General features: G+C 61.5%; 17 protein-coding genes. 6 read left to right on the top strand and 11 right to left on the bottom strand.

Annotation, left to right across the window (positions count from 1 at the left end):
- Nucleotides 1-243: 243 nt before the first annotated feature.
- A complete protein-coding gene (locus tag EJ066_RS17585; RefSeq protein WP_245454928.1) occupies nucleotides 244-2,763 on the bottom strand; it encodes a caspase family protein in 2,520 nt (839 codons plus the stop codon).
- Between the two features lie 973 nt (nucleotides 2,764-3,736).
- Here EJ066_RS17585 and EJ066_RS17580 point away from each other — a divergent pair.
- The 4 genes from EJ066_RS17580 to EJ066_RS17565 all read left to right on the top strand — a co-directional run bounded on the left by EJ066_RS17580 (nucleotide 3,737) and on the right by EJ066_RS17565 (nucleotide 6,825).
- Nucleotides 3,737-4,336: an OsmC family protein gene (locus EJ066_RS17580; protein ID WP_126043935.1), complete on the top strand. Its 600-nt coding sequence runs from the start codon at nucleotides 3,737-3,739 to the stop codon at nucleotides 4,334-4,336.
- Between the two features lie 88 nt (nucleotides 4,337-4,424).
- Nucleotides 4,425-5,669 (top strand): NAD(P)-binding domain-containing protein, encoded by a 1,245-nt coding sequence (locus tag EJ066_RS17575; protein WP_126040081.1) that lies wholly within the window; start codon nucleotides 4,425-4,427, stop codon nucleotides 5,667-5,669.
- 127 nt (nucleotides 5,670-5,796) lie between these two features.
- A complete protein-coding gene (locus EJ066_RS17570; protein ID WP_126040078.1) occupies nucleotides 5,797-5,973 on the top strand; it encodes a DUF1127 domain-containing protein in 177 nt (58 codons plus the stop codon).
- A gap of 21 nt (nucleotides 5,974-5,994) precedes the next feature.
- Nucleotides 5,995-6,825, top strand: a complete 831-nt coding sequence (locus EJ066_RS17565) for an alpha/beta hydrolase (protein ID WP_210211029.1) — start codon at nucleotides 5,995-5,997, stop codon at nucleotides 6,823-6,825.
- A 127-nt stretch (nucleotides 6,826-6,952) separates the two neighbouring features.
- Here the strand turns inward: EJ066_RS17565 and EJ066_RS17560 are convergent, their stop codons facing one another.
- The 9 genes from EJ066_RS17560 to EJ066_RS17520 all read right to left on the bottom strand — a co-directional run bounded on the left by EJ066_RS17560 (nucleotide 6,953) and on the right by EJ066_RS17520 (nucleotide 21,692).
- Nucleotides 6,953-11,668, bottom strand: coding sequence for an alpha/beta fold hydrolase (locus EJ066_RS17560; RefSeq protein ID WP_126040074.1), 4,716 nt, complete (start codon nucleotides 11,666-11,668; stop codon nucleotides 6,953-6,955).
- A gap of 281 nt (nucleotides 11,669-11,949) precedes the next feature.
- Nucleotides 11,950-13,443: a cysteine synthase A gene (cysK, locus tag EJ066_RS17555; RefSeq protein ID WP_126040072.1), complete on the bottom strand. Its 1,494-nt coding sequence runs from the start codon at nucleotides 13,441-13,443 to the stop codon at nucleotides 11,950-11,952.
- A 663-nt stretch (nucleotides 13,444-14,106) separates the two neighbouring features.
- On the bottom strand, nucleotides 14,107-14,799 hold the full coding sequence (locus EJ066_RS17550) for a class II aldolase/adducin family protein (protein WP_126040070.1): 693 nt from the start codon (nucleotides 14,797-14,799) through the stop codon (nucleotides 14,107-14,109).
- Nucleotides 14,789-16,255 carry an FGGY family carbohydrate kinase gene (locus EJ066_RS17545; RefSeq protein WP_126040068.1) on the bottom strand — a complete coding sequence of 489 codons (1,467 nt, stop codon included), beginning with the start codon at nucleotides 16,253-16,255 and terminating at the stop codon, nucleotides 14,789-14,791. Before EJ066_RS17545 ends, EJ066_RS17550 begins: the two co-directional genes overlap by 11 nt.
- A gap of 4 nt (nucleotides 16,256-16,259) precedes the next feature.
- The gene (locus EJ066_RS17540) at nucleotides 16,260-17,108 is read right to left on the bottom strand and encodes a sugar phosphate isomerase/epimerase family protein (RefSeq protein ID WP_126040066.1); all 849 of its coding nucleotides are present in this window, start codon (nucleotides 17,106-17,108) and stop codon (nucleotides 16,260-16,262) included.
- A gap of 5 nt (nucleotides 17,109-17,113) precedes the next feature.
- Complete coding sequence (locus tag EJ066_RS17535; protein ID WP_126040064.1) at nucleotides 17,114-18,109, bottom strand: ABC transporter permease; 996 nt, start codon at nucleotides 18,107-18,109, stop codon at nucleotides 17,114-17,116.
- A complete protein-coding gene (locus EJ066_RS17530) occupies nucleotides 18,106-19,107 on the bottom strand; it encodes an ABC transporter permease (protein WP_126040062.1) in 1,002 nt (333 codons plus the stop codon). Before EJ066_RS17530 ends, EJ066_RS17535 begins: the two co-directional genes overlap by 4 nt.
- On the bottom strand, nucleotides 19,100-20,614 hold the full coding sequence (locus tag EJ066_RS17525) for a sugar ABC transporter ATP-binding protein (RefSeq protein ID WP_126040060.1): 1,515 nt from the start codon (nucleotides 20,612-20,614) through the stop codon (nucleotides 19,100-19,102). Before EJ066_RS17525 ends, EJ066_RS17530 begins: the two co-directional genes overlap by 8 nt.
- Nucleotides 20,615-20,702: 88 nt before the next feature.
- Complete coding sequence (locus tag EJ066_RS17520; RefSeq protein ID WP_126040058.1) at nucleotides 20,703-21,692, bottom strand: autoinducer 2 ABC transporter substrate-binding protein; 990 nt, start codon at nucleotides 21,690-21,692, stop codon at nucleotides 20,703-20,705.
- A gap of 310 nt (nucleotides 21,693-22,002) precedes the next feature.
- On the opposite strand from EJ066_RS17520, the gene EJ066_RS17515 reads away from it, so the two are divergent.
- Nucleotides 22,003-23,061 (top strand): LacI family DNA-binding transcriptional regulator, encoded by a 1,059-nt coding sequence (locus EJ066_RS17515; protein ID WP_126040055.1) that lies wholly within the window; start codon nucleotides 22,003-22,005, stop codon nucleotides 23,059-23,061.
- Nucleotides 23,062-23,294: 233 nt separating this feature from the next.
- Here the strand turns inward: EJ066_RS17515 and EJ066_RS17510 are convergent, their stop codons facing one another.
- Nucleotides 23,295-24,452 (bottom strand): glycosyltransferase family 1 protein, encoded by a 1,158-nt coding sequence (locus tag EJ066_RS17510; RefSeq protein ID WP_126043934.1) that lies wholly within the window; start codon nucleotides 24,450-24,452, stop codon nucleotides 23,295-23,297.
- Between the two features lie 426 nt (nucleotides 24,453-24,878).
- Here EJ066_RS17510 and EJ066_RS17505 point away from each other — a divergent pair, with 426 nt between their 5' ends.
- Nucleotides 24,879-26,336 carry a DUF4214 domain-containing protein gene (locus tag EJ066_RS17505; protein WP_245454927.1) on the top strand — a complete coding sequence of 486 codons (1,458 nt, stop codon included), beginning with the start codon at nucleotides 24,879-24,881 and terminating at the stop codon, nucleotides 26,334-26,336.
- The last annotated feature ends 108 nt before the right edge of the window (nucleotides 26,337-26,444 follow it).

Here is a 26,444-nt window from a genome sequence, read left to right as displayed (position 1 = left end):
CTTCCTCAACCGGTTGAACCACCACTTTCTTGACGGCTGCCGGTTTGGCAGCGGGCTTGACGACCTTTCGCGGCGCAGGGGCTCTGCGAACGACCTTCGGCGCGGGCGTCGCCGCCAGCGGCGTCGGTCGCAATTCGGGTGGCCAGGAGGACGTACAGCCTACGAGCCCCGGCAGGGCGACGGACAGAGTTATTCCGATGATTGCCTGCTTCCAGTTCCTGCTCACCATCACCTCCCGCTTGATCAAAACACGTCCCGACGTGGATTAGCCTCTTCCCAGACTCGTCTGGCCGCATTGACCAGCTGATTGTCCAGCGAACCGGACGCAGGAACCTTCGATTTGAGTTCCTGGCGCAGTTGCTTCAACGCCGTCGTTTTCACCTTCGCGCCGAAATTCGCGAGGTTCTTCTGGGCTTCCGGCAGCTGATTGCGGGTGTCCAGTGCGGCCGCGAATGCCAAAAAACGGACGGCCGTGGCCTGGTCGGCCTTTTCGCCCTTTTCCATTTCGAGAACCGCGCGTTCGAATGCGCCATACTCATCGCCGCGCATGGCTGCCATCTCGAACAGTCTTTGCGCCTCCGCCGGGTTGCGCTCCACGCCCACGCCGTCGCGATACATGCGCGCCAGATTGCTTGGAGCGTAGGGCTGGCCGAGCTCGGTGGCCTTCTGAAACAGGTCCAATGCCGTTTTCGGATTTTTCTCGACGCCCGCACCGCTGAGATAGTTCCGGCCAAGTAGGTTCATCGAATACATGTCCTGTCGCTGGACGCCAGCCTTCAGGAAGGCAACGGCACGGGCCTGATCCGCGGTCACGCCGTTGCGGCCTTCCGTGAAAATTGCGCCGAGATCGTTCATGGCATATGTGTGCCCCATCGATGCCGCCTTGAGCAGCAGGTCCAGCCCCTTGGCCGTATCGCGCTGGACGCCGGTGCCATGGAACAAGGCGCGGCCCCACGACGTCATCCCGTAGGGATCGCCCTTGTCGGCCGCAGCCGCGTAGAAGGTGTTGGCCTGCTTGCGGTCGACCGCCACGCCCGTTCCCGTCGCGTAGAGGTAGCCGAGTTCGAACACGGCGCGCACGTGTCCCCTATCGGCAGCCTGCTGTATGGCTTTCCTGGCCTGGTCGACCTTGCCGGCTGCGAGCAGCGCGCGCCCCAGTTCGTAGCGGAAGCGGGCGACATCGGGATACGCCTTCACCGCAGCCTCGCAGAGCTTCACCGCGTCGGCGCCGATTTCATTTGGCAGCAGGCCGGGGACGACACCTTGAAGATCGAGAGGTTCGCCGGCAGCCGAGTCGCACGGATCGACGGTTGGCGACAGTTTCATCGTGGCGGGTTTGGATACTCCGCTGTCCGCCCGAATTTCGAAGGCGACCTCGACCGGTGCGCTGGCTCCGATCTGGGGTTCATAGCGCAGCACCTCGACTTCACCGACTATCAAGGTCGATTCTGGCGACAGGGCTCGATCCGGCAGAGAAAGAGTTCCCTTTCCGGGATAGTTCGAAACTTTCAAGCTGATCGCCGAATCATCGGTCGGGAGATCCAGGTTCAGCGCAACCGGGCCAACGCCGACCGGAACGTCGATCTCGCGGCTCTCGATCGCCTCGGCGGCACCGGTGACATGAATGCCGCGCTGCAGCACCTGCTGTTTCTGCTCGGCTTCGAGCGAGGCCATGATCTGTTCGCCCTGGGTTCCTTCGGCACTCTTGACCCGGAACACCAACATGCCCTTGGCTTCGCCGCCCCAGTTGTCGCGTGCGGCGTAGGCCAGCATATCCATCTCTTCCGGCTCGCCGATTCCCTTGAGGACATCCATTTGCAAACGCGGCAGATCCTTGCCCTGGATCAGTCCTCCCGCCTCGATGACCTTGCCGTCCAGCATCAGGCGTCCGAGCGTGGGCGGTCTATCGATGCTGACGGTGATTGTCCCGCCGTCGACGTCGACGGGCTCCGGGAGATCCAGACCGACGGGGCCGGCCCCCGACAACACGACCTTCTCCAGCACCGGCGGCAGCGATAGGCGGCTGCTGCGACGCATCAGAACGACTTCGTCGATCAGCGAAGAATTCTCCCAGGGAACCTGCAAACCCTTGGTCGCCTCAACGACATCCCGGCGCACGGCCGACATGACCGTGCGGATCTCCTGGTTCGGGGCGAGCGCGCGACGGGAAAACGCTAACGAAAAAGGACTGAGGTCGCCGGCGCCGTCATAGGCAACCGCGCCGGGTTCGGTGGCGAAGGCGATCAGCGTGTTCAGCGAGCTTCTTACTTGCGCAAGGCCGGTGCCGGTGGCGGTCAAAAGCTGGTCCCTGAGCCAATAGTCCTTGCGAGGGAACGGATTGTTGCGGCAGGCATCGAGGATGATCACCTGGATCTTCGATTTCGAACGCATCTGCTGCAGCACGTCATTCAGCTTGATTGCCTGGACTTCGACGTCCGCCGCATCTTTCAGCGAGGCATCGACAGGGATCAGGAAATTTTCTCCGCCAATCTGAAAGCCGTGACCGGAATAGTAGACGACAGCCACATCCGCGCCGTCCACGGCGGCAAGATAGTTGCGGAACTGGTCTTCAAACTGCAGCTTTGTAAGATCTCTCGCGACGAAAACGTCAAAACCAGCCGCTCGAAACGTGTTGGATACGTCCACCACATCTTTGGCCGGGTTCTTGAGGGCTGAGATTTCTTTGTAATCGGAGTTGCCGATTACAAAGGCGACCCGTCGTTCGACAGCAGAAACTTCGAAGGTCGTGAAGCTTGCGAGCATGAAGGCTGCAACGAATCCGCAACGTCGGAGCATGGCAAATCCCTTAACCGCCGATACCTGGCGACCACAAGAACACAGCTTGCAGTGCAAGGTCCGTTAGAGAGCATGCTATCTGCCGAGACAGAAAAGAGAGAAAAGCCGTCGCGACAGCGGGCATATTCCTCATGTAACCAAGTTCTAAATTACATCAGAGGCAGGGCGTCCGCAATGATCGTCAAACGGTTTCTCATCTGGCTATTCGGATCGACTGAGTCGGACGAAAAGCGCAGCGATCGCAACCCAGTCGCGGTGTTGGCCGGGGCCCACCCCGCCCCGATATCGAGGGACGGCGCATTCGCCAATGGCAGCTTTTGACCCCGGACGCGATCTTCCGGAGCCGAATTCTCGTCTTTAAGCCGACATTCGTCGTAATCAGCACTCCTCTCTCGAATATCGCCGCTCGGATTTCCTTCCATGCGGCGGATGCCAAGCCATACAGGATACCAAGCTTCAAAAGGAAAGAGTTGCGTGGCGACATCTTGAGCGGCGGGGCACCGATTTTGACGCTTCCGCCGCAACAAGCCTCACTTCTTTTGTCCGCGGCTGGGCCGATCCGGAGTGCTTGCGTAACGATGAATCTTCGCAATGTGGGCAAGCACTTCGGCCTTGCTCGGTCCGCGAACTATGACAGCCCAATCGGTCGAGGACGGACGGGTATCCATTCCAAATGAACGAGACATGATCTGATCTCCTGTGTTGGTTGCCGCCTCATTGGCGCGCTGCCTGAGATCGCAGCGCTGCGGGGAAGCAGGCGTTTAAACACCCGTCGTTTTTGTCATCCCGGCGTGCCGAGATCCGGTCACGACCGTCCCGGCGTAAAAAACCTCTCGATTTCCCACTGTCATTCCAACTGCGCGTCAAACGCTGCCCACCGAGAAATTCAGCGGTCCGGGACAAGCCCGGTCGTCGACACCCAAACTCAGGAGTGAATGACATGCACAACGACCCCATGGTTATGGAAAAACCTGCCGCGAAGAAGGAGCCGCGGGTGCCGAGGAACGGCGTCGACACGCCCACCCTGCTGGCCACCATTAATGCCGTTGCGGGGCAGCCCGATCTCGCCAAGTTCCAGTTTCGCGCCAAGAGCCGCTGGATCTCCGGCACGCACAGCCGCAGCACAATGGCCGACTTTTTCGGTGCTGGCACCGAACAGTCGCACGGGATGGCCTATCAGGCCGACAGCGACCACCCGGCTGTCCTGTGCGGCAGCGACAACGGCCCAACGCCGGTGGAATACCTCCTTCATGCGCTTGCTTCCTGCCTCACTGCGGGCATAGCCAATATCGCTGCCGTGCGGGGCGTGACGCTGCACGAGGTGGAATCGACCGTCGAAGGCGACATCGACCTTCGCGGCATCCTCGGCATCTCCGACACGGTCCGCAACGGCTACCAAGGCATACGTATTTCCTTCAGGATCAAGGGCGATGCCCCAGCCGAAAAGCTCGAGGAAATCGTGATGCAGTCGCGCGATCGCTCTGCGGTTTTCGACGTGCTGACCAAAGGCGTACCCGTCTCGGTCGCCGTCGGCGCCTAATCTCAGCCCGCAAGAGCAACATCGCCGGCTCTGTCCAGGAAGGATGGCGCCGGCGATCTGGTGCTCCCGCTCACAAAGCGGAGACCCCATGCAACGTACAGATGTAGCTGTTATCGGCGCCGGTCAGGCCGGCCTCGCCGTCAGCCGATGCCTAAGCGAGCGCGGTATCGGCCATGTCGTCCTGGAGCGCGGCCGGGTGGCCGAGCGCTGGCGCAGCGAACGATGGGATTCGCTCCGCCTGCTGACGCCCAATTGGATGACCCGTCTGCCGGGCGGCGGCTATCGCGGGCCTGATCCGGATGGCTTCATGACGATGCCCGAGACCGTCCGGTTTTTCGAGGAGTATGGGCGCTCGATCGGCGCGCCTGTCGAGAGCGGGGCGGAGGTGCGTTCCGCTGAAGCCATCGACGGAGGCTTTCGCCTCTTTACAAATCGCGCCCGCTGGACCGCACGGGCGATTGTTGTGGCGACCGGCTACAGCGACAGGCCATGCGTTCCACCAATCGCCAGGCATATTTCCCCATCCATCCGGCAGATCACGCCGTGGGACTATCGCAATCCCGGGCAACTGCCGCCGGGCGGCGTTCTTGTGGTTGGCGCCTCTGCGACAGGCATGCAACTCGCCGAGGAGATTCATCGCTCCGGGCGCCCGGTCACCTTGTCGGTCGGCGGTCATACCCGCCTGCCAAGGCTCTACCGGGGGCAAGATATATTATGGTGGCTTGATCGGCTTGGCACGCTCGACAGGCCTATTGGCGAACTGCCCGACCCTGCTGCGGCACGGAGACAATCCTCGCTGCAGCTCATCGGCACTCCCGAGCGCCGGTCGCTGGACCTCGCCCACCTTTGCGATCAGGACGTCCGCCTTGTCGGTCGAGCCGTTGCCGCTTACGATAGACGCGTCCGGTTCGACGGCAACCTGGGCGCCGCGACGGCCGCAGCAGAGTACAGGCTGAGGCGAGTGCTGGCTAACATAGACCGCGCGGCGGCTCTTCACGGAGACGGTCGCTCGGATGAACCCCAGTCCGTTCAAGCGCTGATCCTGAATGTCGATCCAGTCGAGATCGACCTGATCGACCAAGGCATCAGGACCGTCATATGGGCCACCGGCTATCACCGGGAGTATCCCTGGCTGAAAATGCCCGTCTTCGATGCGCAGGGAGAGATCCTGAACGACGGCGGCATCTGTCCTCTGCCAGGCCTCTACGTGCTCGGCCTCAACTTCATGCGGCGCCGCAACTCCAGCTTCATAGACGGCGTCGGCCGCGACGCGGAAGCGCTGGCAGATCATATCGCCGGTTTCGTCGGCGCACTGCCCAGGATTGCCGCCTAAGCTGAAGAATTTCAACGCTCGTGCGGCGAAAAAACGACGCTGCCTTCAACGTTGGCGCTCACGGCCGGCCGCGACAACGCCTCCATCGGACGCGGCATCAGCGTCCACAAACCGATGGAGAACGTAAATGAGCGAAATATTCTTGTCTGCCGCACTTCGGCGCTTCATCCGCGTGCGGCGAGACCGCCAACATCTTTATGAGCTGCCGGACTACATCCTGCGCGACATCGGCATCGACCGCTCGGAGATCAACTCGATCACCTTGTTTGCCGGTGCTGACAGCAGCCGCCGTTCGCGGTTTTGAGGCATGGATGGAGCTCGTCCAATGACGGTCGCATCGATTCTTTGCGTCTCGCGTCAGGCACGGCGTGCACCCCTCGTTGTTGCCTTGCACTGCTCGGGGGGCAGCGCTCGCCAATGGCGTAAATTCGCAGAACGGCTCGACGAAGGTTGCCGCTTCGTCGCACCCGATCTGATCGGGGCGCCGGGTGGCAGTTCGTGGGCCGGCAGCGGCACCTTCAGTCTGGCAGACGAAGCGGCCGGCACCATCGAAATGATCGATAACCATGAGGGGCCTGTGCATCTTGTCGGGCATTCCTATGGCGGTGGTTTGGCCCTTCACATAGCGGCGATGCGTCCGCATCGGCTGGCCAGCCTCGGTCTCTATGAGCCGTCGGCTTTTCATTTGCTGAATGGAATGGGATCCGAGGGGCGCGTCGCCTTCGAGGAAATCTCTGCGGTCGCCGGCGCCATAGCTGAAGGCCTAAACAACGGCAGCTATCGGGCCGCGGCAGCTTGTTTCGTCGACTACTGGAACGGCCCAGGCACCTTCGCCGCAATGAAGCCGGATCTCCAGGCAGAGCTGGTGCGGTTTCTTTCGAAGGCCAGCCTCGACTTCCACGCCCTTATCCATGAACCGACACACGTGGGCGAATATTCCCGGTTTGGTTTTCCCGTAGTGATACTGCGCGGCGAACACGCACCGGTTCCGACGCGCCTCATAGCCCAGGAACTCGTTTCCCGCATTCCGGCCGCGATTGGGGTGATCATTCCCGGCGCTGGACACATGGGCCCGATGACCCACGCGGACGTCGTAGCAGATCGCTTGGTTCGCGACATCCTGTTCCACGCCGTCAAGGGATCGCGAGCCGCGTGACCGCGGTACGCACCATCTCGGCATCGACATGTTCTGTGGAGATCTTGCGGCTCATGGCCCCCGCCGCGTTCGAGCTTGAGGAGGCCAACCGGGAGCAGGTCCTAGATGCGATCGCGGCTCTGCCGGACTACATCGCCATCGCCGTCGGAACGCGATCGGGCGGGATGCTTTCGGCTGGTTCCACGTTCCCGGAAAATTCCTCCCGCAACTGCATTTCGGCGTAAAGCTTACCCGCTTCGGCGAGAGTGGCCTCTGCGCCGGCGATTTTGCCGCGCCGCTGCGCCAACCCGAGGGCCCGCAAGGAGCGGGCCAGTTCGGGTCGCAATTCGGTGCGCCGGGCGAGACTGCAGGCCTGTTCAAGCCAGGCGATGGCCGACTTGGACGGCTTCAGTTCCGCAAGAGCGCGCAACACGATGATCTCGCTCCACGGATCGCCGCGTCCTCGCGCAAGCTCCAGCGCATGGCTTATATTGGCTGCCGCTTCCGGCTCGCCGCGGCGTGTGTGGATGCATGCCAGGACGGCCCGGGCATGACATTCGAACTGCGGCAGATCAAGCCGCTTTGCCTCGGTCACCGCTTTTTCCAGAGTAACGCCCGCTACACCAACGCGGCCGAGCAGGAATTCGGCATGCCCGAGCATCGTCAACAGCCATGGCCGGAGCAGGTTGGACCCGCTGGTCTGAGCTTCGGAAGAACACGCCTGCAGTGCAGCGACAAGCGCCGGCGTGGGCCCACGCAGGACACCCACCACGCCGGTGAAATATGCGGCCGCGCAGCTATCGATCGGACGCGCCACTTCGGCGGCAACCTTCTGCAGCTCGGCAAGAGAGCGCTCTGCACGCTCGAACCGACCCAGGCGAGCTTCCGCCTGCGCGCGATGCCCAAAAAACCAGACCGCGCGCGTGCCGAGCTGTCCGAAACGCTCGGAGCGCCAGGCTCCGGTGAAATTCTCTTCATGCGGAAGGAGGCGCTCCAGCGCCTGCCGCGCCTCACTGCGCAGCAGAAGCGCTTGCGAAGCGGCCAGATCCGACTCGCTGATGCAGCGCTGCACGCCATTGGCAAGCGCGTTGCGGTTGAGCGTCTGGGCCGGTTCCAGTGCCTCGTCGTAGCGGCCATGGGAGCTGTTGAGATAGCTCAGGTGAAGCAACACGTCAGAGATGAGTTGCGGATCGCCCAGCTCCATGGCCAAGTCGCGCGCTTCAAGCAGTCGCGGCAGCGCCTTCCGGTAAGCACCCAGGGCGCCATAGGCAGGTCGCATCCGCACCCGCAGGTCTATTGCCTGGGCGAGCGTCTCCACGCTACGGGGCAATGCGGCGACCGCCTTGAGCGCGTTTTCGAGAAATTGGACGGCAGCGGCATAGGCGGAGCGTTCCTCGGCCCGGCCAACCGCCTGCAGCAGGTAGCGCGCTGCCGGCTCCCATGCCTCGGCGCGAAGCGCATGCTCGGCCAGTTCCTCGACATGGTGGTTCAGCGATCCGGCATAAAGTCTCTCCATTGCAACCAATGCGGCCCGATGCAGCCTTTTCCGGTCCTCCGCTAACAGCGATTCGTAGGTCACCGTGAGCGTCAATGCGTGTTTGAAGGTATATTCCACGTGAGGATAGCTCTGCACCTCGAACAGGAATTCCAGAGCCTGCAGCCTGGCCAGGCACGCCTCAAGCTCCGTCTCCGTCAGCGGGGAAAGGGCCCACAGTAAAGGATAGGGAACATTCTTGCCGATCACCGATGCGAGCTGGAGGATTTGCTTTTCCGCCTCGCCGAGTTGCTGGATGCGCGCGGCGATAAGCGATTGAACCGTGGACGGGATGGTCACGGAATCTGCCGGCTTTTTGAGCTCGTAGCGGCCCGGTTGACCGGCGAGAACACCGTTGGCGACCAGGGCGCGAACCATCTCCTCCAGGAAAAGCGGCGTTCCTTCGGCCCGTTCGACAAGCGAGTTGCGCAGTTCTTCCAGGCCGGACTCGGAGCCCAGCAGTTCGGTAAGGAACTCCTCCACATCATCTCGCACGAACCGTTCCAGCCTGATCTGCTGGAAATAGCCGCGTTGAGCCCAGTCGTGCCGATATGATGACCTGTGCGTGGCAACCAGCATGATGCGATTGGCGCCGATAAAGTCGACAAGCCGGTTCAGGACGGCTTCGCTCTCGACATCGATCCAATGCAAATCCTCCACGAGGAGGGCCATGGGCGAGGCGCGGCTCATCGCGACGAGAAAAGCGTTCATCGCCTCCGACACCCGCGCGGTCCGCTCCCTTGCATCGAGATTCCGCCAATAATCATCCACGGGCAGATCCGCCAGGAAGGAAAGCGGCGCCGTGTGGCGGGGGTCCAGGCGCAGCTCGGCGTGCCTGCGGGCAAACCGGCGCTGGGCTTCGCCCAACGTGTTCTCGCTGCGAATGCCGCAAGCGGAAAGCAACAGCTTTTTCACCACCCCGAGCGCCACGGTCGAATCGAACTCTGATCCCCCGCTTTCAAGGACGGTGAAACCTGCAACCTCGTCGAGCGACAGGAATTCGTGCGCAAGCCTGGACTTACCCAATCCGGGATCGGCGACGATGCCGACGACTTGTCCATGTCCCTCCCTGACGCGCCGCCAGGTCGCAAGAAGTGTCTTAAGCTCAAGCCCGCGAGCCACGAGGCCGGTAAGGCCGCGGTTGGCTCTCAGGTGCCAGCGAGACAGAGCGTGGTTTTCGCCCAACAGCTCATAGGCGCGTTCGTCGCCGCCAAGTTGCGGGTGCTCCGACTGCGCGAGGCGGTGCATCTGCACGTATCCTCCCGCGGCCGCGCACGCCCGGGCTGTTGCAGCGATCGTCGGACGGCGCAAAGCACGCATCACCCAGTTGGCGGCGCGTGGCGCGGCTCCGGCTAGTTCCACCTTGCTGCTTTCGTTCGTCCATTGCTGTCGTACGATCACCTCGCCGGTATCTATCCCGGCCCTCAACCTGGCACCGCCCTGGGAAAGCTCCTCCACCGCGAGCTTGGCCGCGAGCGCGGCGCGGCAGGCAAGATAAGCGTGATCCTCGGTGGCGCGGGCGAGACCAAATGCTGCGGTGATCGTACCGTTGGCAGCAGAGGTGATGACGCCGCCGTGGGACTCTATGACCTGGATCACCTCATCCTCGACAGGCTGGAGCTCGCGGATCGCCGCTTCCGGATCGGCCGCTTCGAAGACGTGCATGGGACTGACCACTTCCGCCGCCAACACGGTTATGTTCTGCCGAGAGCGGTTGATGCCCAATGACGCCTGTGGGCCAGCCAATTGCTGCGTTTGCTCCGGGTCCGCGAGGAAACGACGCGTTTCGTCGAGAAAGGTCGCGAATGCCGGTTCGTGAGCGAGCAGCACGTGGTTGGCACTTTCCAAGGCTACGAAGCGCGCACCGGGGATTTTACCCGCTATCGCCTGCCCATGATCGAACGGAATGACCGCGTCCTCGGTGGCATGCATCACCAACGTTGGAACCCGGATCCGGGGCAACAGCTCTTCGACGTCGATGACGGCGCCCTCCTCGAAGATGCGATGAGCGATCTCGGGTGCAGCAGTGTTGCGCTGCAGCTCGTTGTACCAGTTCCTTTGCTCCGGCGTTCCTTCCGGGATGAAGAGGGAAGTGAACATCTGGCGGAAGACCGGGTCGTCCTGCCCCCAGCCTTCCCGCATCAGCGCTCCCATCGCCTCACGGCGCGCAATTTCCCGCTGATTGCCCCGTTTGCGCCAGCCCTTGGCAAATCCGCCATAGAGCACCATTCCCGCCACGCGTTCGGGATGCCGGACGGCGTAGGCGATCGAAACAGCGCATCCTTGGGAAATTCCGAGCAGGAAGACGCGTCGCAGACCGGCCGCGTCTATGATGCTCTCCAGGTCGGCAAGCATTGCGTCGAAAGAAAGATCGGCGGGGTACCGGTCCGACAGACCATTGCCGCGCTGGTCATAGCGCATCACCTGGTAATTTGTGGAAAGGCCCTCAATCCAGTGCTTCCAGACCGGACTGTCCCAGTCGAGCTCAAGATGGGACATCCAATGGGCAGCTCTGACCAAAGGCAGCCCCTGGCCACTCAAGGCATAGGCCAGCCCCACGCCGTCTGGAGTCGTGCACCTGCGAATCTCTTGCGAAAGAGCCCGCTTCGGCGAAGCGGCGAGCGGTGTTTCTGCCGCAAGCTCGCTCGGACTCATCGAATCTGGGCCGGGAGCGGCGACCGTTTCGTTTCTCGAAGTGCGGCTCTGGATCATGGCCGATTGCCGCGCTGCTTCGCCCAGCCGACGAATATCAGCACGAAGAGCTTCGTCCTCGGGCTCCAACCCGTGCAAGACATGAGCATACGGAAGCGCACGCGCAGGCTCATCCGCCAACCGATCGACGAGTACCCGCAGGATGCGCAGATGCGTCACGTGCAGCTCGTCGGCGATCGCAACCCGCCAAGCCTCGAATTCCGGACAGCGCGGCAGCGATAGGTCGCCAAGGACGCGTCCTCTGAAAGCCCCGGCGAGGCCCTCCAGTCTTGCCGTTTCGAAAGCTGCTATGTCGCGAATGTCGAGGCCCCGGAGCGGTGCGATGTCCAGCACGATTTTGTTGCTGTTCAGGCGCACAGCATTCCGGTCGGCTTCCAGGACGCCGCCGTCTTCGGCATCGACGATCTGCCTTATCTTCGAGAGGCTCCAGCGCAGCGCGCCGCGAGGATCGTCGGGTACCTCCCAGAACATCTCGCAAAGGCGCTCGCGCCGCTGCGGCCGTTCGACAAGCGCAAGATAGGCTAGAAGCGCGCGCGTCTTTTTCGAAGGCGGCAAGGCGACAACCTCGCCATGGCGAAGGACGGTCAGGTCTCCGAGAACGTGAATTTCGAGCGACACGCTGCTATCCCAATCTCGCACCAGATTGGCATTGGAATGTATCGATAGCGTGCCGCCACCCGAGCGTTTTCGTTTCTTCTAATGCATGTCGCCCAAAAGTGCGCAGCGGTTTTGGGACAACGACATGCATAAAAACAAAGACTTAAAGCGCGTCGGCTGAATCCGTTTCGACGCGACGCGCTTTAGGCCCAGCGCGGCCTGCCGTGCGGTCGCATCAGCACCCGGAAATTACCGCAAACGCGCGCCGGAGACTCCAGAGCAAGGTCAAGATACCGCCCGCTTTATGCCTTGGCCTGCACCCATTGGGGCAGCAGGCTTTCCGGATTTGCGCATGCGCCGGGTGTGTAGCTTGCGCCGACGAACGCCAGACGGGCGGCCAGCGAACCGTCCCGCCATGCCGCAAGCGTATCTGTGCAGCCGCCGACATGCTCTCCGCCGACGAAGACCTGCGGGATGGTGGGTGAACCGATCCGGGCTCTCAGGGCCTTGCGGACTTCACCATCCATGCCATTCTTCTGAAATTCCGGAGTATCGATATCGATGGATCGATAGGCTATGCCGGCAGCCTCGAAGAGCTTTCTCACCGTCCAGCAGAACTCGCACCAGGTTAGAGCAAACATGACGACCCGATGCTCCGGATCGTGGATCGCTTCGTCGACGAAGAATTGAGCCGACTGGCTGATACGGATTTCACCAGCCGGCGATGACGAAAGAGCGAACGAGGGCGGCCGGTCGAAGCGATAGCCGGGCGTCGAGCGAGAAATCGCTTCCTCGGCCGGCGACATCTCCTCGCGGATGTGGTCGAAGAGGATCGTGCTCAGATAGCGCTCCCCGGTATCAGGCAGCATGCACAGGACATTCTGGCCCTGGCCGGCGCGCCGAGCGATTTCCAGTGCGCCCGCCAGGGTTGCCCCGCCGGAGATGCCGCTCAGTATGCCCTCTTCCGTCGCAAGTCTGCGCGCGGCCTCTAGCGCACTGTCGCCGGAAACGGGCAGGATCTCGTCCACGAGATCGTCGGTCAATGCATTGCCGACGATCTGCGGGATGAAATCCGGGCTCCACCCCTGGATCGGGTGCGGCCGGAAGCGTGTATGCGTACGTGTCGGCAGTCCGCGTTCATCGAAGCTCTGGGAAATGCCGCTAGACAGCAACGCCGAATTGTCGGGTTCACAGACGATGATCCGCGTTTCCGGCCGCTCGCGTTTGAGCACCCTGGCCACACCGGCGAGCGTCCCGCCGGTCCCGGTGCCGGTGACCCAGTAGTCGAGCGGGCGATCGCGGAACGCGGTGAGGATTTCTCGTGCGGTCGTGCGGGCGTGGATATCGGCGTTGACGGGCGTCTCGAATTGCCGGCAGAGAAACCAGCCATGCGTTTCGGCAATCTCGATCGCCTTGGCGAGCATGCCGCTGCCGCGCTCGACGGCAGGCGTCAGCACGACTTTGGCACCGAAGAAACGCATCAGCTTGCGGCGCTCGAGGCTGGCATTTTCCGGCATGACGATGACGAGTGGATAGCCTTTCCTGGCGCAAACCATGGCGAGCCCTATGCCGGTATTGCCGCTGGTCGCCTCGATCACCGTCTGACCGGGCTGGAGTGCGCCGGAACGCTCCGCTTCCTCGATGACCGCGGCTGCAAGCCGGTCCTTGACCGAGCCGCCGGGATTGAACGCCTCGATCTTGGCGTAGAGCGAAGCGGCGCCATCGTTAATGCGGGAAAGGCGAACGACCGGGGTGTTGCCAATCGTATCGAGGATGCTGTCGTAGATGCCGCTCATCTTGGCTGGTGTCCTTAAAGAGTTCAATTGAGGACCTCGTCCGTTCGATCTCTTAACATGACAGGTGAGCGTGGTTCGCAGCGTTCGAACCAACGTGGAATTGAGCGGGTTCGACGTTTGAATCAGCGGCCAACGCCGGATCTTGAGGGCGGCGGCACGCTGAGGCCTGCACACTTGCTCCGGATGACGCCACCAATAGGGCTAGAACCGCGAGGTTGGCCCGCCCGCGACAAACGCCAGCGACCGGCATGCCAGCGTAGCCGGGTGGCATATCGCGCAATCGATGCCGAGCAGATCCCAGCGAGGCCGGCGACTTGAAGGAAAGGAGGAATTTGCAACTGATCGTCCGTAGGCCTTGTTGACGTCAGCGATCAGCCTCTCCCCGACTGCGAGCAATGAGAAGCCATGCCCAGCACAGACTGGCCTATGCTGACGTAGGCCCGGCGACCCGATCGTCTTCATGCATCGCGGGCTCATGGACCACCAGGCAATCAACGTCCCTCGCCGACCGGTCTGCGGCTAATTATGCCGGACACGCGCGGACACGGCGGCAGTGGCGGCGCGGATTTAGCCCGAACCTATGCCGCATTCGCCGAGGACGTCATCGTTCGCCGCAAATCTGCTGCCGCAGGTCTCTCTCCACTAAAATCTGCTCAAGCAGTGCTAGGCCGCAGCGCCGCGCGGCCGCGCCGAATCGTTCGTTCCCTCCGCATCCGGCGCTTGGCCATAGCTCATCTTCCGCATCTGCTCGATCACCCGCGCCATCTCCTCGTCGGAAAGGACCGGCGGCTCGCCAAGGGTGAGCGCCTGGACATACATGCGAGACAGGGTTTCGACCTCGGTCGCCAGCCACAACGCCGCTTCCAGCGTCTTGCCGAGCGAAATCTGCCCGTGCTGGCCGAGCAGGCAGGCGAGGCGGTCCTTGAGTGCAACCAAGGCATTGTCGGACAAGGCCTGTGTGCCAAAGGTTGCGTAGCCCGCGCAGCGGATGGTCGTACCGCCCGCAACGCCTGTCATATAGTGGAAGCTCGGGATTGTCTTATGATGGCAGGCCAGCGTCGTGGCGTAGAGCGAGTGGCAATGCAGAACAACGTTGATCTCCTGCCGCTCTCTCAAAATGTCACGGTGGAAGCGCCATTCCGAGGAGGGCCGTCGGCCGACATAGGTGCCGTCAAAGCCCATCTCGACAATGTCTTCGGGCGTCATCGTTTCATAGGATAGCGACGAGGGCGTGATCAGAAAGCCGTCGCCAAAGCGCACCGACAGGTTGCCGGCATTGCCCCGGTTTATGCCGCTGGAGTTCATCCGGCGGCAAACATCCACGATCTCGCGGCGCAGCGCGCTGTCATCGGTCATCGGTAGGTCCTTTTGCTGGTCTTGTCTTCGGAAGAATGTGTCTGTTTGCCAGTTCGCGCCATCGCCGTGCATAGGCCGCGAGCGCCTCACGATCGCCGGCAAAGGCGGCCGGCAGGCTGAGCGCGATCGGAGCCGGCGTGCCGCGAGCGTCATGTTCGCCAAGTAAGGCCGCGCCCGAAGCAGTGCCATAGGAGTCGAGGTTGTAGACCGTTTGGCAGTTTGGCCGCAGCGCGGCAATCAACGTGGCGTAGAGCGGGTCCCGCAGGAAGGTGCCATCCAATGCAACCAGCCCATTTTCGTTCAGCGCGTCGATACATTCCGTCGTCAACAGCGCGGCATACAGCACCGCGAGCGCCTTGCGCTCTGCGGGGGTCTCCGCAGGCGGCCCTTCAAACCGGCCACGCCCAGCGCTGCCGGGAAACAGGCCGTCATCGTCGCCGAACGACGGCAAAGCGAAGGTGCCCCGCTCAATCAACAAACTGACCAGCGCAGCGTCGGCCGCATTTCCTTCTTGCCCCTCCCCTGCCACATGACTGAACTCTCGTCCGCCCATGGTCAAAACGCCGCCGACCGGGCGTCCTGTCACGTCGCTGTTCAGCACCATTCCGCGATTTTCATCGAGTTGGTCGAGAGGTGTCGCCGCGCACATTCCGACAATCCAGGTTCCGGTAGAGATCACGCAGGCGTCGCGCATGCCTGCCGCCTGGTAGCGGTAAAGGTTCAGGCTGCTGTCGTGGCCGCCGGTCAGGACAGACAGCTTTTCCGGAATGCCGTGCCGGCGCGCCAGATCCTGCCGGATTGGCCCCAACGTCTCCCAGGCCGGATGGAATGGTGGCATGAGGCGCGTCCACCCCTGCCTCGCCACAATGGGCGACCACGCCTTGCGCACGTTGTTCCATAGATGTGATTGCGCCGAGAGGATCGTCGTTTCGGCCGATGGCACGCCTGATAGCCGCCAGGCCCAATATTGAGGCAAGCCCAGATACCAACGAGCCTGAGCGACGCGCTTCGGATCAACCTGCTGCATCCAGTACAGCTGGCGCGCCTGGTGGGCGGCCTTCAGCATGATCGAGCTGCCGCGATCGAAGAAATCGCCCGAAAGCGGCGCGTAGCCATCGCGAATTGCAGGCGGCAAGTCCTGCTCATAGTCAATCATCGGCAGAGCGGAAGTGTCGGCGGGATCTGCGTTCACCAGAACCCCCGCGGAGCCATGTCCGGTGCCGACCACCTTTTCCAGCGAATGGTGTCGGCACAAAGTGGCGAGCGAGCCGAACAGCCAGTCGCTAATGCCCTCGAGATCGTGCTGCCGCCAAGGTGGACCGGGCCGCACTTCGTTGCGGACAGAGAGGTTCTCCACGAGCATGCCGTCGAACGTCATCGCGGAGAGCTTTATGTTCGTCTTGCCGACATCGAGGACGGCGATCTTCGCGCCGCCCGCCTTCTGTCCGTCACACATTGTGTCAGATCAGACCGTATTGGCGAGCCTTGTTGCGCAGGAACGGCAAGCCATTGCCCATCACTTCGGCCTCGTCCTTCGCGACCGGCCGCCAGACCGAGAGACCGTAGGAGACTTCCGGCGGCATGTTGATGAAGCTTTCCATGGCAAGTCCGCCCTTGAAGCCGATCGCCGCCAGCGTCGCATAGATCTCGTCCCAGGGGCAGTTGCCGGTGCCTGGCGTGCCGCGATCGCTCTCAGACAGGTGGATATATTTCAGGTGGTCGCGGGCGGCCAGAATGCCATTGGCGGCCCCCTTCTCCTCGATATTCATATGGTAAGTGTCGAGATGAACAAAGACGTTGTCGGCCCCGACCTTCTCGACCATCCAGACGGCCTGCGCGCCGGTATTGATCAAATGGTTCTCGTAGCGGTTCACCGCCTCGATTCCGAGCTCTATGCCGCGCTTCTTGGCGTGCTTGGCGGCGACGGTCAGGACATGCGCGATGTTGTCGTATTCCTTTTCGGTCGGTGGCAGGCCGGTACGTTCGCCGATACCGCCGAAAATCACGCCGGAAAGCGCCAGCGCACCCATTTCCGCAGTCTTGTCGATGGCCACTTCGAGATGTTCAATGGCGGCATCCGGCCGCACCGAGGCCCAGGCGCGCTCCGGCAGGCCAAGCGAGCAAACGGCAGGAAGATTGTGCTTTTCGAGCAAGGCGCGTGTGTGCGCGGCATCGACCGCCGGCGCGTTCAGAAGCGCGATCTCGATAAAGTCCATCCCGTATTTGACCGAAGCCGCGATCGCCTTCTCCGCGCCGGCCCGGTCCCAGTTCATCGTCCACATCGAAGTGTGGACCCCAAAACCATGCATCTAACTCACCTTCTGTTTGTGTTTAGGAATTTGAGGCGTCCGGCAAGCCAGCGCAGGATCATCACAGTGATCATCAAAATGCCCCAGACCGCCGTCGCAAGATGCTGGTTTGCGCCCATCAGATTGAGTCCCGAGGACAGAAGTTGGAGCACGACCAGCGCAACAAAGACCGGGATCACCCGACCGAAGCCGCCGAACGGATTGACCCCGCCAAGAAAGCAGGCAAGCACGGTGATCAGCAGGTAGGACTCGCCGTGGCCAACACGCACCGAATTGAAGCGCGCCAGCATGATGATGCCGGCGACCGCGCACATCGCGCCGGACAATGTGTAGACGAGAACCTGAACCTTGCGCGTATTGATACCGGAATAGCGCGTGGCCTCGATGTTGGAGCCAATCATGTAGGTGTTGAAGCCTAGTTTCATGCGCGTCAGCAGGACATGCCAGATCAACACGCAAGCCATGAAAATGAGCAACGGCACCGGAATGCCAAAAATCGAACCGTAGCCGATGGGCGCCAGGAACCCGGGAATGCCGGACACGTCACCACCGCGGGTCAGGAATTCACCGAGACCGCGCAGGAAGATCATCATCGACAGCGATACCAGGATCGGGTGAGCCTTGGTGTAAGCGATGACGAGCCCCATGATCAGCCCGCTCAGTGCCCCGACCGCAATGGCAAGGACCGAGCCAAGGACAAAGGCGCCGATGCCCGCGTCGACGCCCCCCTGGCTTTGCAGTACCCAAGCCAGCGTCAGGCCGGCCATGTTGGCCGTGAAGGTGATGGCCAGATTCAGGCCGCCGGTCAGGATCGGCAGCAGCATGGCAAGTGTAAGGAGGCCGAGCTCCGGCAGCTGGAAGGCGACCGATCCGAAGGTGGCACGAGAAAAAAAGTTCGGCGCGGCAAAACCGAACACGACCATAACCGCCACAAACGCGGCAAGCGGACCTGCCAGTTCGGGGCCGAAGGCATTGCGGGCGCGTTCAATCAAAACCGTCATGAAGGCACCCGTCGGCTTTTCAGGAACGGCAGCAGGCGTTCGATGCTGGTGTTCGACAGGGTGATGGCGGCAAGAATGATGGCGCCGACGATCATCTTGAACGCGAAAGGCGACACACCCATCAAATTAAGTCCGTTCTGGGTGATCGAGACCAACAGAACGCCCAGAATGCAGCCGAGCACGCTGCCTTTGCCGCCACCGAGCCGCGCGCCGCCAAGGACTACGGCTGCCAGGACGTCGAGTTCGCGCCCATAAAGGGCGTTCGGCACCACTTCCTGCGCATAATGCGCTTGGACGAGACCGGCTATGCCCGCCATCAGGCCGAGCCAGCCGAAGGCGATAAATTGCATGGCACCGATATTGATGCCGAAACGGCGCGCGCCTTCCGGATTGTCGCCAAATGCGTAGAGCTGGCGACCAGTGGTGGTGCGCGTGATCAACGCCCAGGTAGCGAACACGCATATGGCCATAATAAGCACAGGCAGAGTGATCTCCGCCCAGGTGCCGTCAGCCATCTCGCGCTCGAACAGCACGACGCGGGTGGTGAGCCAGTCCGGCAGATTGTAAATCGACACGCCGCCTGTGAAGAACATCAGCAAGCCGAAGAAAATGTTGAAGGTCGAAATCGTCGCGACGATCGAGATGATCCTGAACCTGTGGATCAGGAAGGCGTTGATACAGCCCAACGCGACGCCCAATACGCCAGCGATGATGAGACCGACAATCCAATTCCCGCCGCCGATCCAGCCGAGCACGGTCGCCGTCAGATATTGCACAACGGAGGCAGCAACGGCGAAGGAGATGTCAATACCGCCGGCAATCAGCACGACGAGCAGGCCGACGGCGAAGATGATGTTGACCGAGCTGGTGTTCAGTAGGTCAAACGCGTTGCCAAGCGTGAAGAACCGATCCGTCGCAATCGAGAGGAAGACGCAGATGACGGCGATAACGGCGAGCAAGGCCAGTTCCGTTGCGTGGGAGCGGACAAACCTACGCATAGACCGCCTCCTCGATCGCCTGGAGGGTCGTAGCGCCAGGCGCATATTCGCCGACAATTCGCCCCTGAGCCATGTGCAGCACACGGTCGGCGTTGAAATAGACTTCAGGCACCTCGTCCGAGATCAGGATGATAGCCAGGCCGCTGTCCGCCAGCTTGGAAACGATGTCGAAAATGCCGGCGCGCGCGCCGACATCGACGCCGACCGTCGGTGCGTCGAGGATAAGCAGCTTCGGATCCGTCGCCAGCCATTTTGCAATCGCGACTCGTTGCTGATTTCCCCCCGACAGGGTCGAGACCGCGTCGTCCTGCTTTCCGATCCTGACGCCGAGATCCCTAATCCAGCGATTGACCAGAGATCGCCTGCGATCGCTCGAAATGAATCCGCCCGAAAGGATCTTGTCTAGCGAGGCGATGACCATGTTGTCGGCGATTGCCTGGGGCTGAATAAGACCGAGCGACAGCCGGTCTTCCGAAAGATAGGCGACGCCGGCGGCGATCGCGTCACGGTTGGAGCCGAAGCGAACGGGTTTGCCATCCAGGACGACAGAGCCCGATCTCGGCTTGCGCATGCCAAACAAGGTCAGCGCCAGCTCGGTGCGCCCTGCCCCAAGCAACCCGGTGATGCCGAGCGTCTCGCCGCGCCGGACCGTCAAGGACACATCCTCGAATTCGCCGGGCCGCGACAGCCCCTCAACCTCAAGCATGACAGGGCTCCTGCTCAAATCGCGGTTCTGGACGGAATAGTCGAAGGTCTTGCCAGTCATCAGCTCGGTGATGCGCGATTGGGTCAGACCTTTGGTTGGATAGACGCCGACCAGGGCGCCGTCGCGCAGCACGGTTACGCGGCTGGAGATTTCGAGAACCTCCGCCAGTCGATGACTAACGAACACAACGGCGACGCCCGACGCCGACAGATTGCGCACAATGTCCAGCAGATAGTCGGTTTCGGATTGGGTGAGCGACGCCGTCGGCTCGTCCATGAAGACGAGCTTCGCCTCGCCGACGAGGGCGCGCGCGATTGCTACGATCTGCCGCTGTGCGATGGGGAAATGGTGGAGTGCGCGATCGACATCGAGGGTAACACCAAGACGTTTCAAGGCGTTGGTCGCGACACGGCGCATTTCGGCATAGTTCACCAGCCGCGGCCAGCGGCCGATGACGGTCTGGAACGCGATGTTCTCGGCGACAGTCATCTCCGGAAACAGGGCGAGGTCCTGCCAGATGACCTGAATTCCGCCGGCCTGCGCCGTGACCGGCGACATATGGGAGTAGCTCTGGCCGTCGTAGTCGATCACGGCGCCCGCCTCGGGTTTGTACACGCCTGTAATGACCTTGATCAGCGTGCTCTTGCCGGAGCCGTTCTCGCCGGCGAGGCAATGCACTTCGCCCGGCAGCACCTCAAAGCTGACATTCTTAAGCGCCTTCACGCCGCCAAACGTCATGTTGATGTTGCGGAGCGACAGCAGCGGCCGTGAAGCGTCGCCATCGAGTGCCTGATCAGCCATCGAGTTGAAACCCTGGATCCAGTCGCGTTGACACATCCTCAGCCGGGCTGGATCGACGCCAGCCCGGCTGCCATTGCCTTGGGAGGCCTTACAGGCCCATCGCTGCGAGATCGTCGACAGTATCCTTGTTGATCGGGACCAGCTGATCGACGATGATGTTATGGTTTTCGACGTCGGGCTTGACTGTCCCTAGCCCTTCGATCGTATCGCCATCCTTGATCTCGTTGCCCTTCATCAGATGATCGGCCAGGGTGACGAAAACCTCGCCCGCCTGTTTCGGATTCCACATGAATCCGCCCGAAATCGCGTCGCTTTTGATAAGTTTCTGGCCCTGGCCTGGCGAGAATGGCCCGAGCACGAATATTTCGCCCACCTTCCGGCGCTCTTCGATTGCGCGGCCCGCGCCGATCGGGCCTTGGCTTCCGAAGGCGAGGAAGCCCTTCAAGCCGGGATTGGCGGAGATCAGGTCAAGCGCAGTGCTGCGGCTTTTGTCCACATCCTCGGCGACGCCATAGCGTTCGCCGACCTGCTTCATGTCCGGATGGTTCTTCTTCAGATATTCGATTGCCGCATCGGCCCAGGCATTGTGCAGCGGCACCGTCAGCGAGCCGACGAAGACTGCATACTCACCCTTGCCGCCCATCTTTTCCGCCAAGAGCTTGGCGTGAGCCTCGCCGAAGCCGGTCGCGGACGCGAGTTCGAAATCCCAGTCGGCGCCCTTCTGGCCAGGCGATTCATGCGTGATGACGATGACGCCGGCGTCCTTGGCCTTCCGCAGGACTGGTTCAAGGACTTTCGCATCATTCGGCACGACGCCGATGACCTTGACTCCCTGCGCGATCAGATCCTCGATGGCGCGAACTTGCAGTGCCGGATCGGCGCTGGTCGGGCCGACCATGAATGCGTCGACCCCGAGCTTCTGGCCGCGCTCCTTGATGCCCGCCTCCATTGCGTTGAACCATGGAATGCCGCCGATCTTGACGACGACGCCGACCTTGCCGGCCTGCTGTGCCATCGCAGCGAATGATCCGCCAAGCATAAGGGTTGCGGCAAGCGCCGCGATCATGAGCTTTTTCATCTGCACTCCTCCCATAACGTTCCTAGTGGGAACACACTCGAGCCGTAGAACGAAGGCGGCCCTTAGAAACCTCCCCGAAAAAGACGGGCACTTCCCCATCGATCGCCTGATTTCCGCTTGCACAATCGATGGTGCAAAAAGTATTATGCATCGAGAAGCTCTCGTCAAGCGAGATATTGCTCTATCGCATCGTGCTTCCGAAAATCGGAATCGACATTCGGAAGCACGATGCGCAGATTCAAAGTGTTAGAGCGTACTTTGTGCGTCCAAGTGGACGCACGTCGCTCTAATAGACGCCCCGGAGGGCCAGATGGATCAGCGGGTCAAGAAGAAGGCGACGATCTATGACCTGTCCGTGCTATCGGGCAGTTCTCCGTCGACCGTGAGCGCCGTGCTGAACGGCACTTGGCGCAAGCGCCGCATCAAGGAAAGTACGGCGCAAACAATTCTCGGGCTCGCCGAAGTTCACCAGTACACCACCAATCTGCAGGCGCGGGGCTTGCGACGCTCGCGATCGGGCCTGGTCGGGCTGATGCTGCCCGTCCACGACAATCGCTACTTCTCCTCCATGGCGCAGACGTTTGAGGGGCATGTGCGCAGCCGCGGCCAATGCCCGGTCGTGGTTAGCGCCAGCCGCGACCCGGAAGAAGAACGGCGAACCGCGGAGACGCTGATCTCCTATTCCATCGACCAGCTCTTCATCGTCGGCGCCACTGATCCGGACGGCGTGCACGAGGTCTGCGAGTCGGCGGGGCTGCGGCACATCAACATCGACCTGCCGGGAGCGAAGGCACATTCGGTCATCAGCGACAATTATGAGGGCGCGCGGATGCTGACGGAGGCAATCATCCGCCATTTCGACAATGATGATCCTCTGCGGCCGGACGAGCTGTTTCTGTTTGGCGGCCGCAACGACCACGCCAGCCGCGAACGCATCGCCGCCTTCCATGCGACCAAGAAGGCACTGCTGGGCGCCGACCCTGAGGACGGTGTGCAGTCCTCCGGGTATTCGCCTGACATAACTTTGCGTGCCTTCGAGGCGTTTTACCAACGCCATGGCAAGCTGCCGCGCGCGCTGTTCGTCAATTCGTCAATCAATATGGAAGGTCTGCTGCGTTTCATGGCGGGTCGGCCGGCGGAAATGTTTCGCGAACTCGTCGTCGGTTGCTACGACTATGACCCATTCGGCTCCTTCCTGCCTTTCCCCGTAATCATGGTGCGGCAGAATGTTGAGGCGATGATCACCAAGGCATTCGAGCTGATCGATGAACCGCCGACGGTACCGCAGGCCTTCCTGATTGCGCCAGAGTTGATCCAGCCCAGGTCTGCACTGAAAGGGCCGCTGGATACTCTGAAGGATATAGCTTGAGTGTGAACCGGCGCTATAGGGCGACCCGGCTCGGCCTAAGAGTTCACGGCTTATCGTGCCGATCGGCATTGCGAGTCCCATGCGCCCGACGCATTGCAGAACCATTTCTTCGAAAGTGCCCTCGCCCTCTTCTCTTGGCAGCTTGGTTCACAATGATCCCATTTTGGAGCCACGGTGCGCCGACCCTTACGAGAGTGTCGCCGCCCTGAAACGACCGTTCGGCCCGAAACACCTCAAATACTATTGGTTGCGGCCGAAAGCTGCTCATTCGGGCGGCATTCGATTTCCCTACGCGGCACTTCTGGCAATCCGTCCGCGCTGGCCATCAGGTCCAAATACCGCTGGGCCGACGCGGCCCACTGAAATCGGGTCGCCCTTGCGTGACCACGTGCGATCAATTTGGTTCTGAGGCCTTCTTCGTGGACCAGGCGCATGAAGCAATCGAACCACGCATTCTCATCGCAAGGCGATGCGTACAAAACCGCATCCCCGCCGATTTCGGGCAGACTGGCACGATCCGACATGACCACCGGACATCCTAGTGCCATGGCTTCGAGCGGCGGCAGTCCGAACCCCTCAACCAAGGAGGGGAACGCGAGACATAGAGAATCGCGCAGAAGTGCGCCGAGTTCCGCGTCCGACCTTCTTCCCAGCCAGATGACGTCCGGCGACGTCCTGTCGCCGATGCTGCCGAAGACACGGGGCGTTGATGCGCCGACGACAACAACCTGTAGCCCCGCCGCGGCGAGTCGGTCGTGCATGCCGATGATCAAACCGACATTTTTGTGCGGGATAGAACTGCCAAGCACGACGATCGTGCCAGGACCGGCGACTGCCAGGGTTTGTTGCGAGTGACACGGGGTCCATCGCAGCGCATGTTCGTGGCCGTTGCCTACTACCTCGACCTTTTCCGCCGGGCACACGCCATAACGCGTCAGTTCGCCTGCGGAGTATTGCGACACCGTTGCAATCCTAAGCGCGGTCCTGCCCAGGGCCGGGACCAAGGTACGGTAAAGAAGCCGAAACGGAAGTGAATAGCTCTGCGGGCACGTTCGCGTATTGACATCGTGAATGCACAGGACCTGCCGGCGTACGGTCAGGGGGCCCGTATTGCAGAGGCTGAGCAGGCCGCCGCGCAGATAGGCCGGAAGCACAGCTTGTTCCCACGCATGCCCACCGAAGCTGCCGACAGTCCGGACACAGATTGCGGCCAAGGGCAATTTGTCAAGCGTCCCCGGCGGAACCAGCAGCTCGACGGCCAAATCCCGAGCCAAGGGAGCCTGGCCCACGATCAGGGCATCCAGCGCCGAAACGATCTCGCGTGCGTAGCGCTGAACTCCGGTGGTCGGCTGCGCGAGAAAACGGCCGTTAATCGTCCAATGTCGTGTCATCACGAACCACGTCCGGGCGACAGGTTTCGGTCGCCAGCGCCATGCATCAGTTCCGCGACTTTGGATGACCAAGACGGCCGGGTCATCTTGGTCTTTGGGACATAACCGGACGTTTGCCCAAAAGGCTTTCCGGCAACTCTCATCCGAATGGCGTGGCAAATCCTGAGCGCTTACGCCGAATGTTTGAGGTTCCGCTTGGCGCGGCAATGGTAGACTCATTGGGCAGTGCGGCAGATCCTCAATCGTCGTGCTTGGATGGATGTCAGGCAGAGTTCAGCGAATGGAGTGAAGCCGCATGATATCTGGCGCAAGACAAGCAAGTTCGAGCTAATGCAGTGGCAGGCCAATCGATCGCGACCAAGTCCAGTTGGACGGGTGGTCGCCGCGACCAGGCGTCTGTGGACAACCCTGGCATGTTTGCTAGGCATGGCAGCCTCGGCCCCAGCAGACCTCCTCTGGGGGGTAAATGGCCACCCCTTCAACGCTTACCCCGGAATATCGATCGAACAGCAGCTCGACTACGTCCGCGACCTCGGCATGAAGTCGTATCGCGTCAACATTTCCAGCGCCGACAGCGCCACCAAACTTGCCGAACTGGTCAAGGCGGGCAAGGAGCGCGGAGTCCAGATCCTACCGGTCATCACGCCCGAACTGGACCTCGACAATGGAAGCGTCGATGACCTCTATGCGCAGGCCCATGATCTCGCAACGACACTCGTTTCCCGCTTCAAGAACGACATCCGCGTCTGGGAGCTTAGCAACGAGATGGAGAACTATGCGATCTTGATGCCCTGCGAGATGCAAGACAGCGGCATACAGTACAACTGCTCCTGGGGACCTGCCGGCGGCACCCTGACATCCGATTATTTCAGTCCGCGCTGGGCGAAGGTGAGCGCGGTGCTGCGCGGTCTATCGGATGCAACCATCGCGGTGGATCCGACCATCAGAAAAGCGATGGGGACGGCTGGCTGGGGTCACCGTGCAGCGTTCACCCGCATGCTCCATGACGGTATCCGATGGGATATTTCGGTCTGGCATCTTTACGAGGGTGACCCGGAGGAAGCGTTCAAATTCCTGGCGACATTAGGCCAACCCATCTGGCTGACAGAGTTCAACTACAATGGCGGCAGCCAACGAGGGGAAAAGCAGCAGGCCGAAGGTCTGGTCCAGACCATGACGCTCCTACGCAGATATCAGTCTCTATATGGATTGGAAGCTGCTCATATCTATGAACTGCTCGACGAGCCGTACTGGGCGCCAAGCTACGAGGCCTTCATGGGCCTCGTCCGCCTGAAAAAGCGCGACCATGGGCTGTGGACGCCGAGCGGGCGAAAGCCGGCGTATGATGCCGTAAGGAAGGTCATTGCGGACGGCAGCGCAGAACCCAGTTCGCCGCCGGTCCCGACAAAGGGCTCGCCGCCTCCGGATCAGACGTCGGTGCCCCCCGTTGCCGATGCCGGCACATTTCACCCCTGTTCGCTCGATGCGTTCGACAAGTCTGCCTTCAATCACGCCAATCAGGTTGCATATGCTTACTGTCTGGTCTTGCGTCGCATGCCGTCGCCGACCGAGCAGTGGCGCGAGGTCATCGCTATGAAGAAGGATCCATCCACATTTTCATTACTGACGAAGCTGTTGCTTTCGGTTGAATTCAGGACTGAGAATCAGCCGGTTGGGCTTGGAAATAGGCGGTACGTGACCCTTCTCTATCGGACGCTGCTGGGACGGGAGCCAGACAACACCGGGCTTTCCGCTTACGTGTCGAAACTGGACATGGACGAGGCGAATGGCCAACAGATCGTAGCGGAATTGATCCACTCGTATGAGTTTCGCTCCAGACATGCGGTTCTGTTTCCCAGCGAGCCTCAGAAGGCGGTTCAATGAACGTTTTCGGCCGACAGGTCGTCAGCGGAACTGGTTGGTCAGCTGTCGAGACGTGGGGCCGACAGATCGCTATGTTCAGCGTGTTTGTGGTGCTGGCTCGCCACCTTG

Source organism: Mesorhizobium sp. M9A.F.Ca.ET.002.03.1.2 (genome assembly GCF_003952365.1).
Lineage (GTDB): Bacteria > Pseudomonadota > Alphaproteobacteria > Rhizobiales > Rhizobiaceae > Mesorhizobium.
The sequence above is the reverse complement of the archived record's forward strand: the minus strand, read 5'-3'. Positions and strand labels throughout refer to the sequence as shown.

What these genes read in the sequence shown, in the direction of transcription:
- EJ066_RS17585 (WP_245454928.1), bottom strand. Translation starts at nt 2,763, where the DNA reads ATGCTCGCAAGCTTCACGACCTTCGAAGTTTCTGCTGTCGAACGACGG.
- EJ066_RS17580 (WP_126043935.1), top strand. Translation starts at nt 3,737, where the DNA reads ATGCACAACGACCCCATGGTTATGGAAAAACCTGCCGCGAAGAAGGAG.
- EJ066_RS17575 (WP_126040081.1), top strand. Translation starts at nt 4,425, where the DNA reads ATGCAACGTACAGATGTAGCTGTTATCGGCGCCGGTCAGGCCGGCCTC.
- EJ066_RS17570 (WP_126040078.1), top strand. Translation starts at nt 5,797, where the DNA reads ATGAGCGAAATATTCTTGTCTGCCGCACTTCGGCGCTTCATCCGCGTG.
- EJ066_RS17565 (WP_210211029.1), top strand. Translation starts at nt 5,995, where the DNA reads ATGACGGTCGCATCGATTCTTTGCGTCTCGCGTCAGGCACGGCGTGCA.
- cysK (WP_126040072.1), bottom strand. Translation starts at nt 13,443, where the DNA reads ATGAGCGGCATCTACGACAGCATCCTCGATACGATTGGCAACACCCCG.
- EJ066_RS17550 (WP_126040070.1), bottom strand. Translation starts at nt 14,799, where the DNA reads ATGACCGATGACAGCGCGCTGCGCCGCGAGATCGTGGATGTTTGCCGC.
- EJ066_RS17545 (WP_126040068.1), bottom strand. Translation starts at nt 16,255, where the DNA reads ATGTGTGACGGACAGAAGGCGGGCGGCGCGAAGATCGCCGTCCTCGAT.
- EJ066_RS17540 (WP_126040066.1), bottom strand. Translation starts at nt 17,108, where the DNA reads ATGCATGGTTTTGGGGTCCACACTTCGATGTGGACGATGAACTGGGAC.
- EJ066_RS17535 (WP_126040064.1), bottom strand. Translation starts at nt 18,109, where the DNA reads ATGACGGTTTTGATTGAACGCGCCCGCAATGCCTTCGGCCCCGAACTG.
- EJ066_RS17530 (WP_126040062.1), bottom strand. Translation starts at nt 19,107, where the DNA reads ATGCGTAGGTTTGTCCGCTCCCACGCAACGGAACTGGCCTTGCTCGCC.
- EJ066_RS17525 (WP_126040060.1), bottom strand. Translation starts at nt 20,614, where the DNA reads ATGGCTGATCAGGCACTCGATGGCGACGCTTCACGGCCGCTGCTGTCG.
- EJ066_RS17520 (WP_126040058.1), bottom strand. Translation starts at nt 21,692, where the DNA reads ATGAAAAAGCTCATGATCGCGGCGCTTGCCGCAACCCTTATGCTTGGC.
- EJ066_RS17515 (WP_126040055.1), top strand. Translation starts at nt 22,003, where the DNA reads ATGGATCAGCGGGTCAAGAAGAAGGCGACGATCTATGACCTGTCCGTG.
- EJ066_RS17510 (WP_126043934.1), bottom strand. Translation starts at nt 24,452, where the DNA reads ATGACACGACATTGGACGATTAACGGCCGTTTTCTCGCGCAGCCGACC.
- EJ066_RS17505 (WP_245454927.1), top strand. Translation starts at nt 24,879, where the DNA reads ATGGCAGCCTCGGCCCCAGCAGACCTCCTCTGGGGGGTAAATGGCCAC.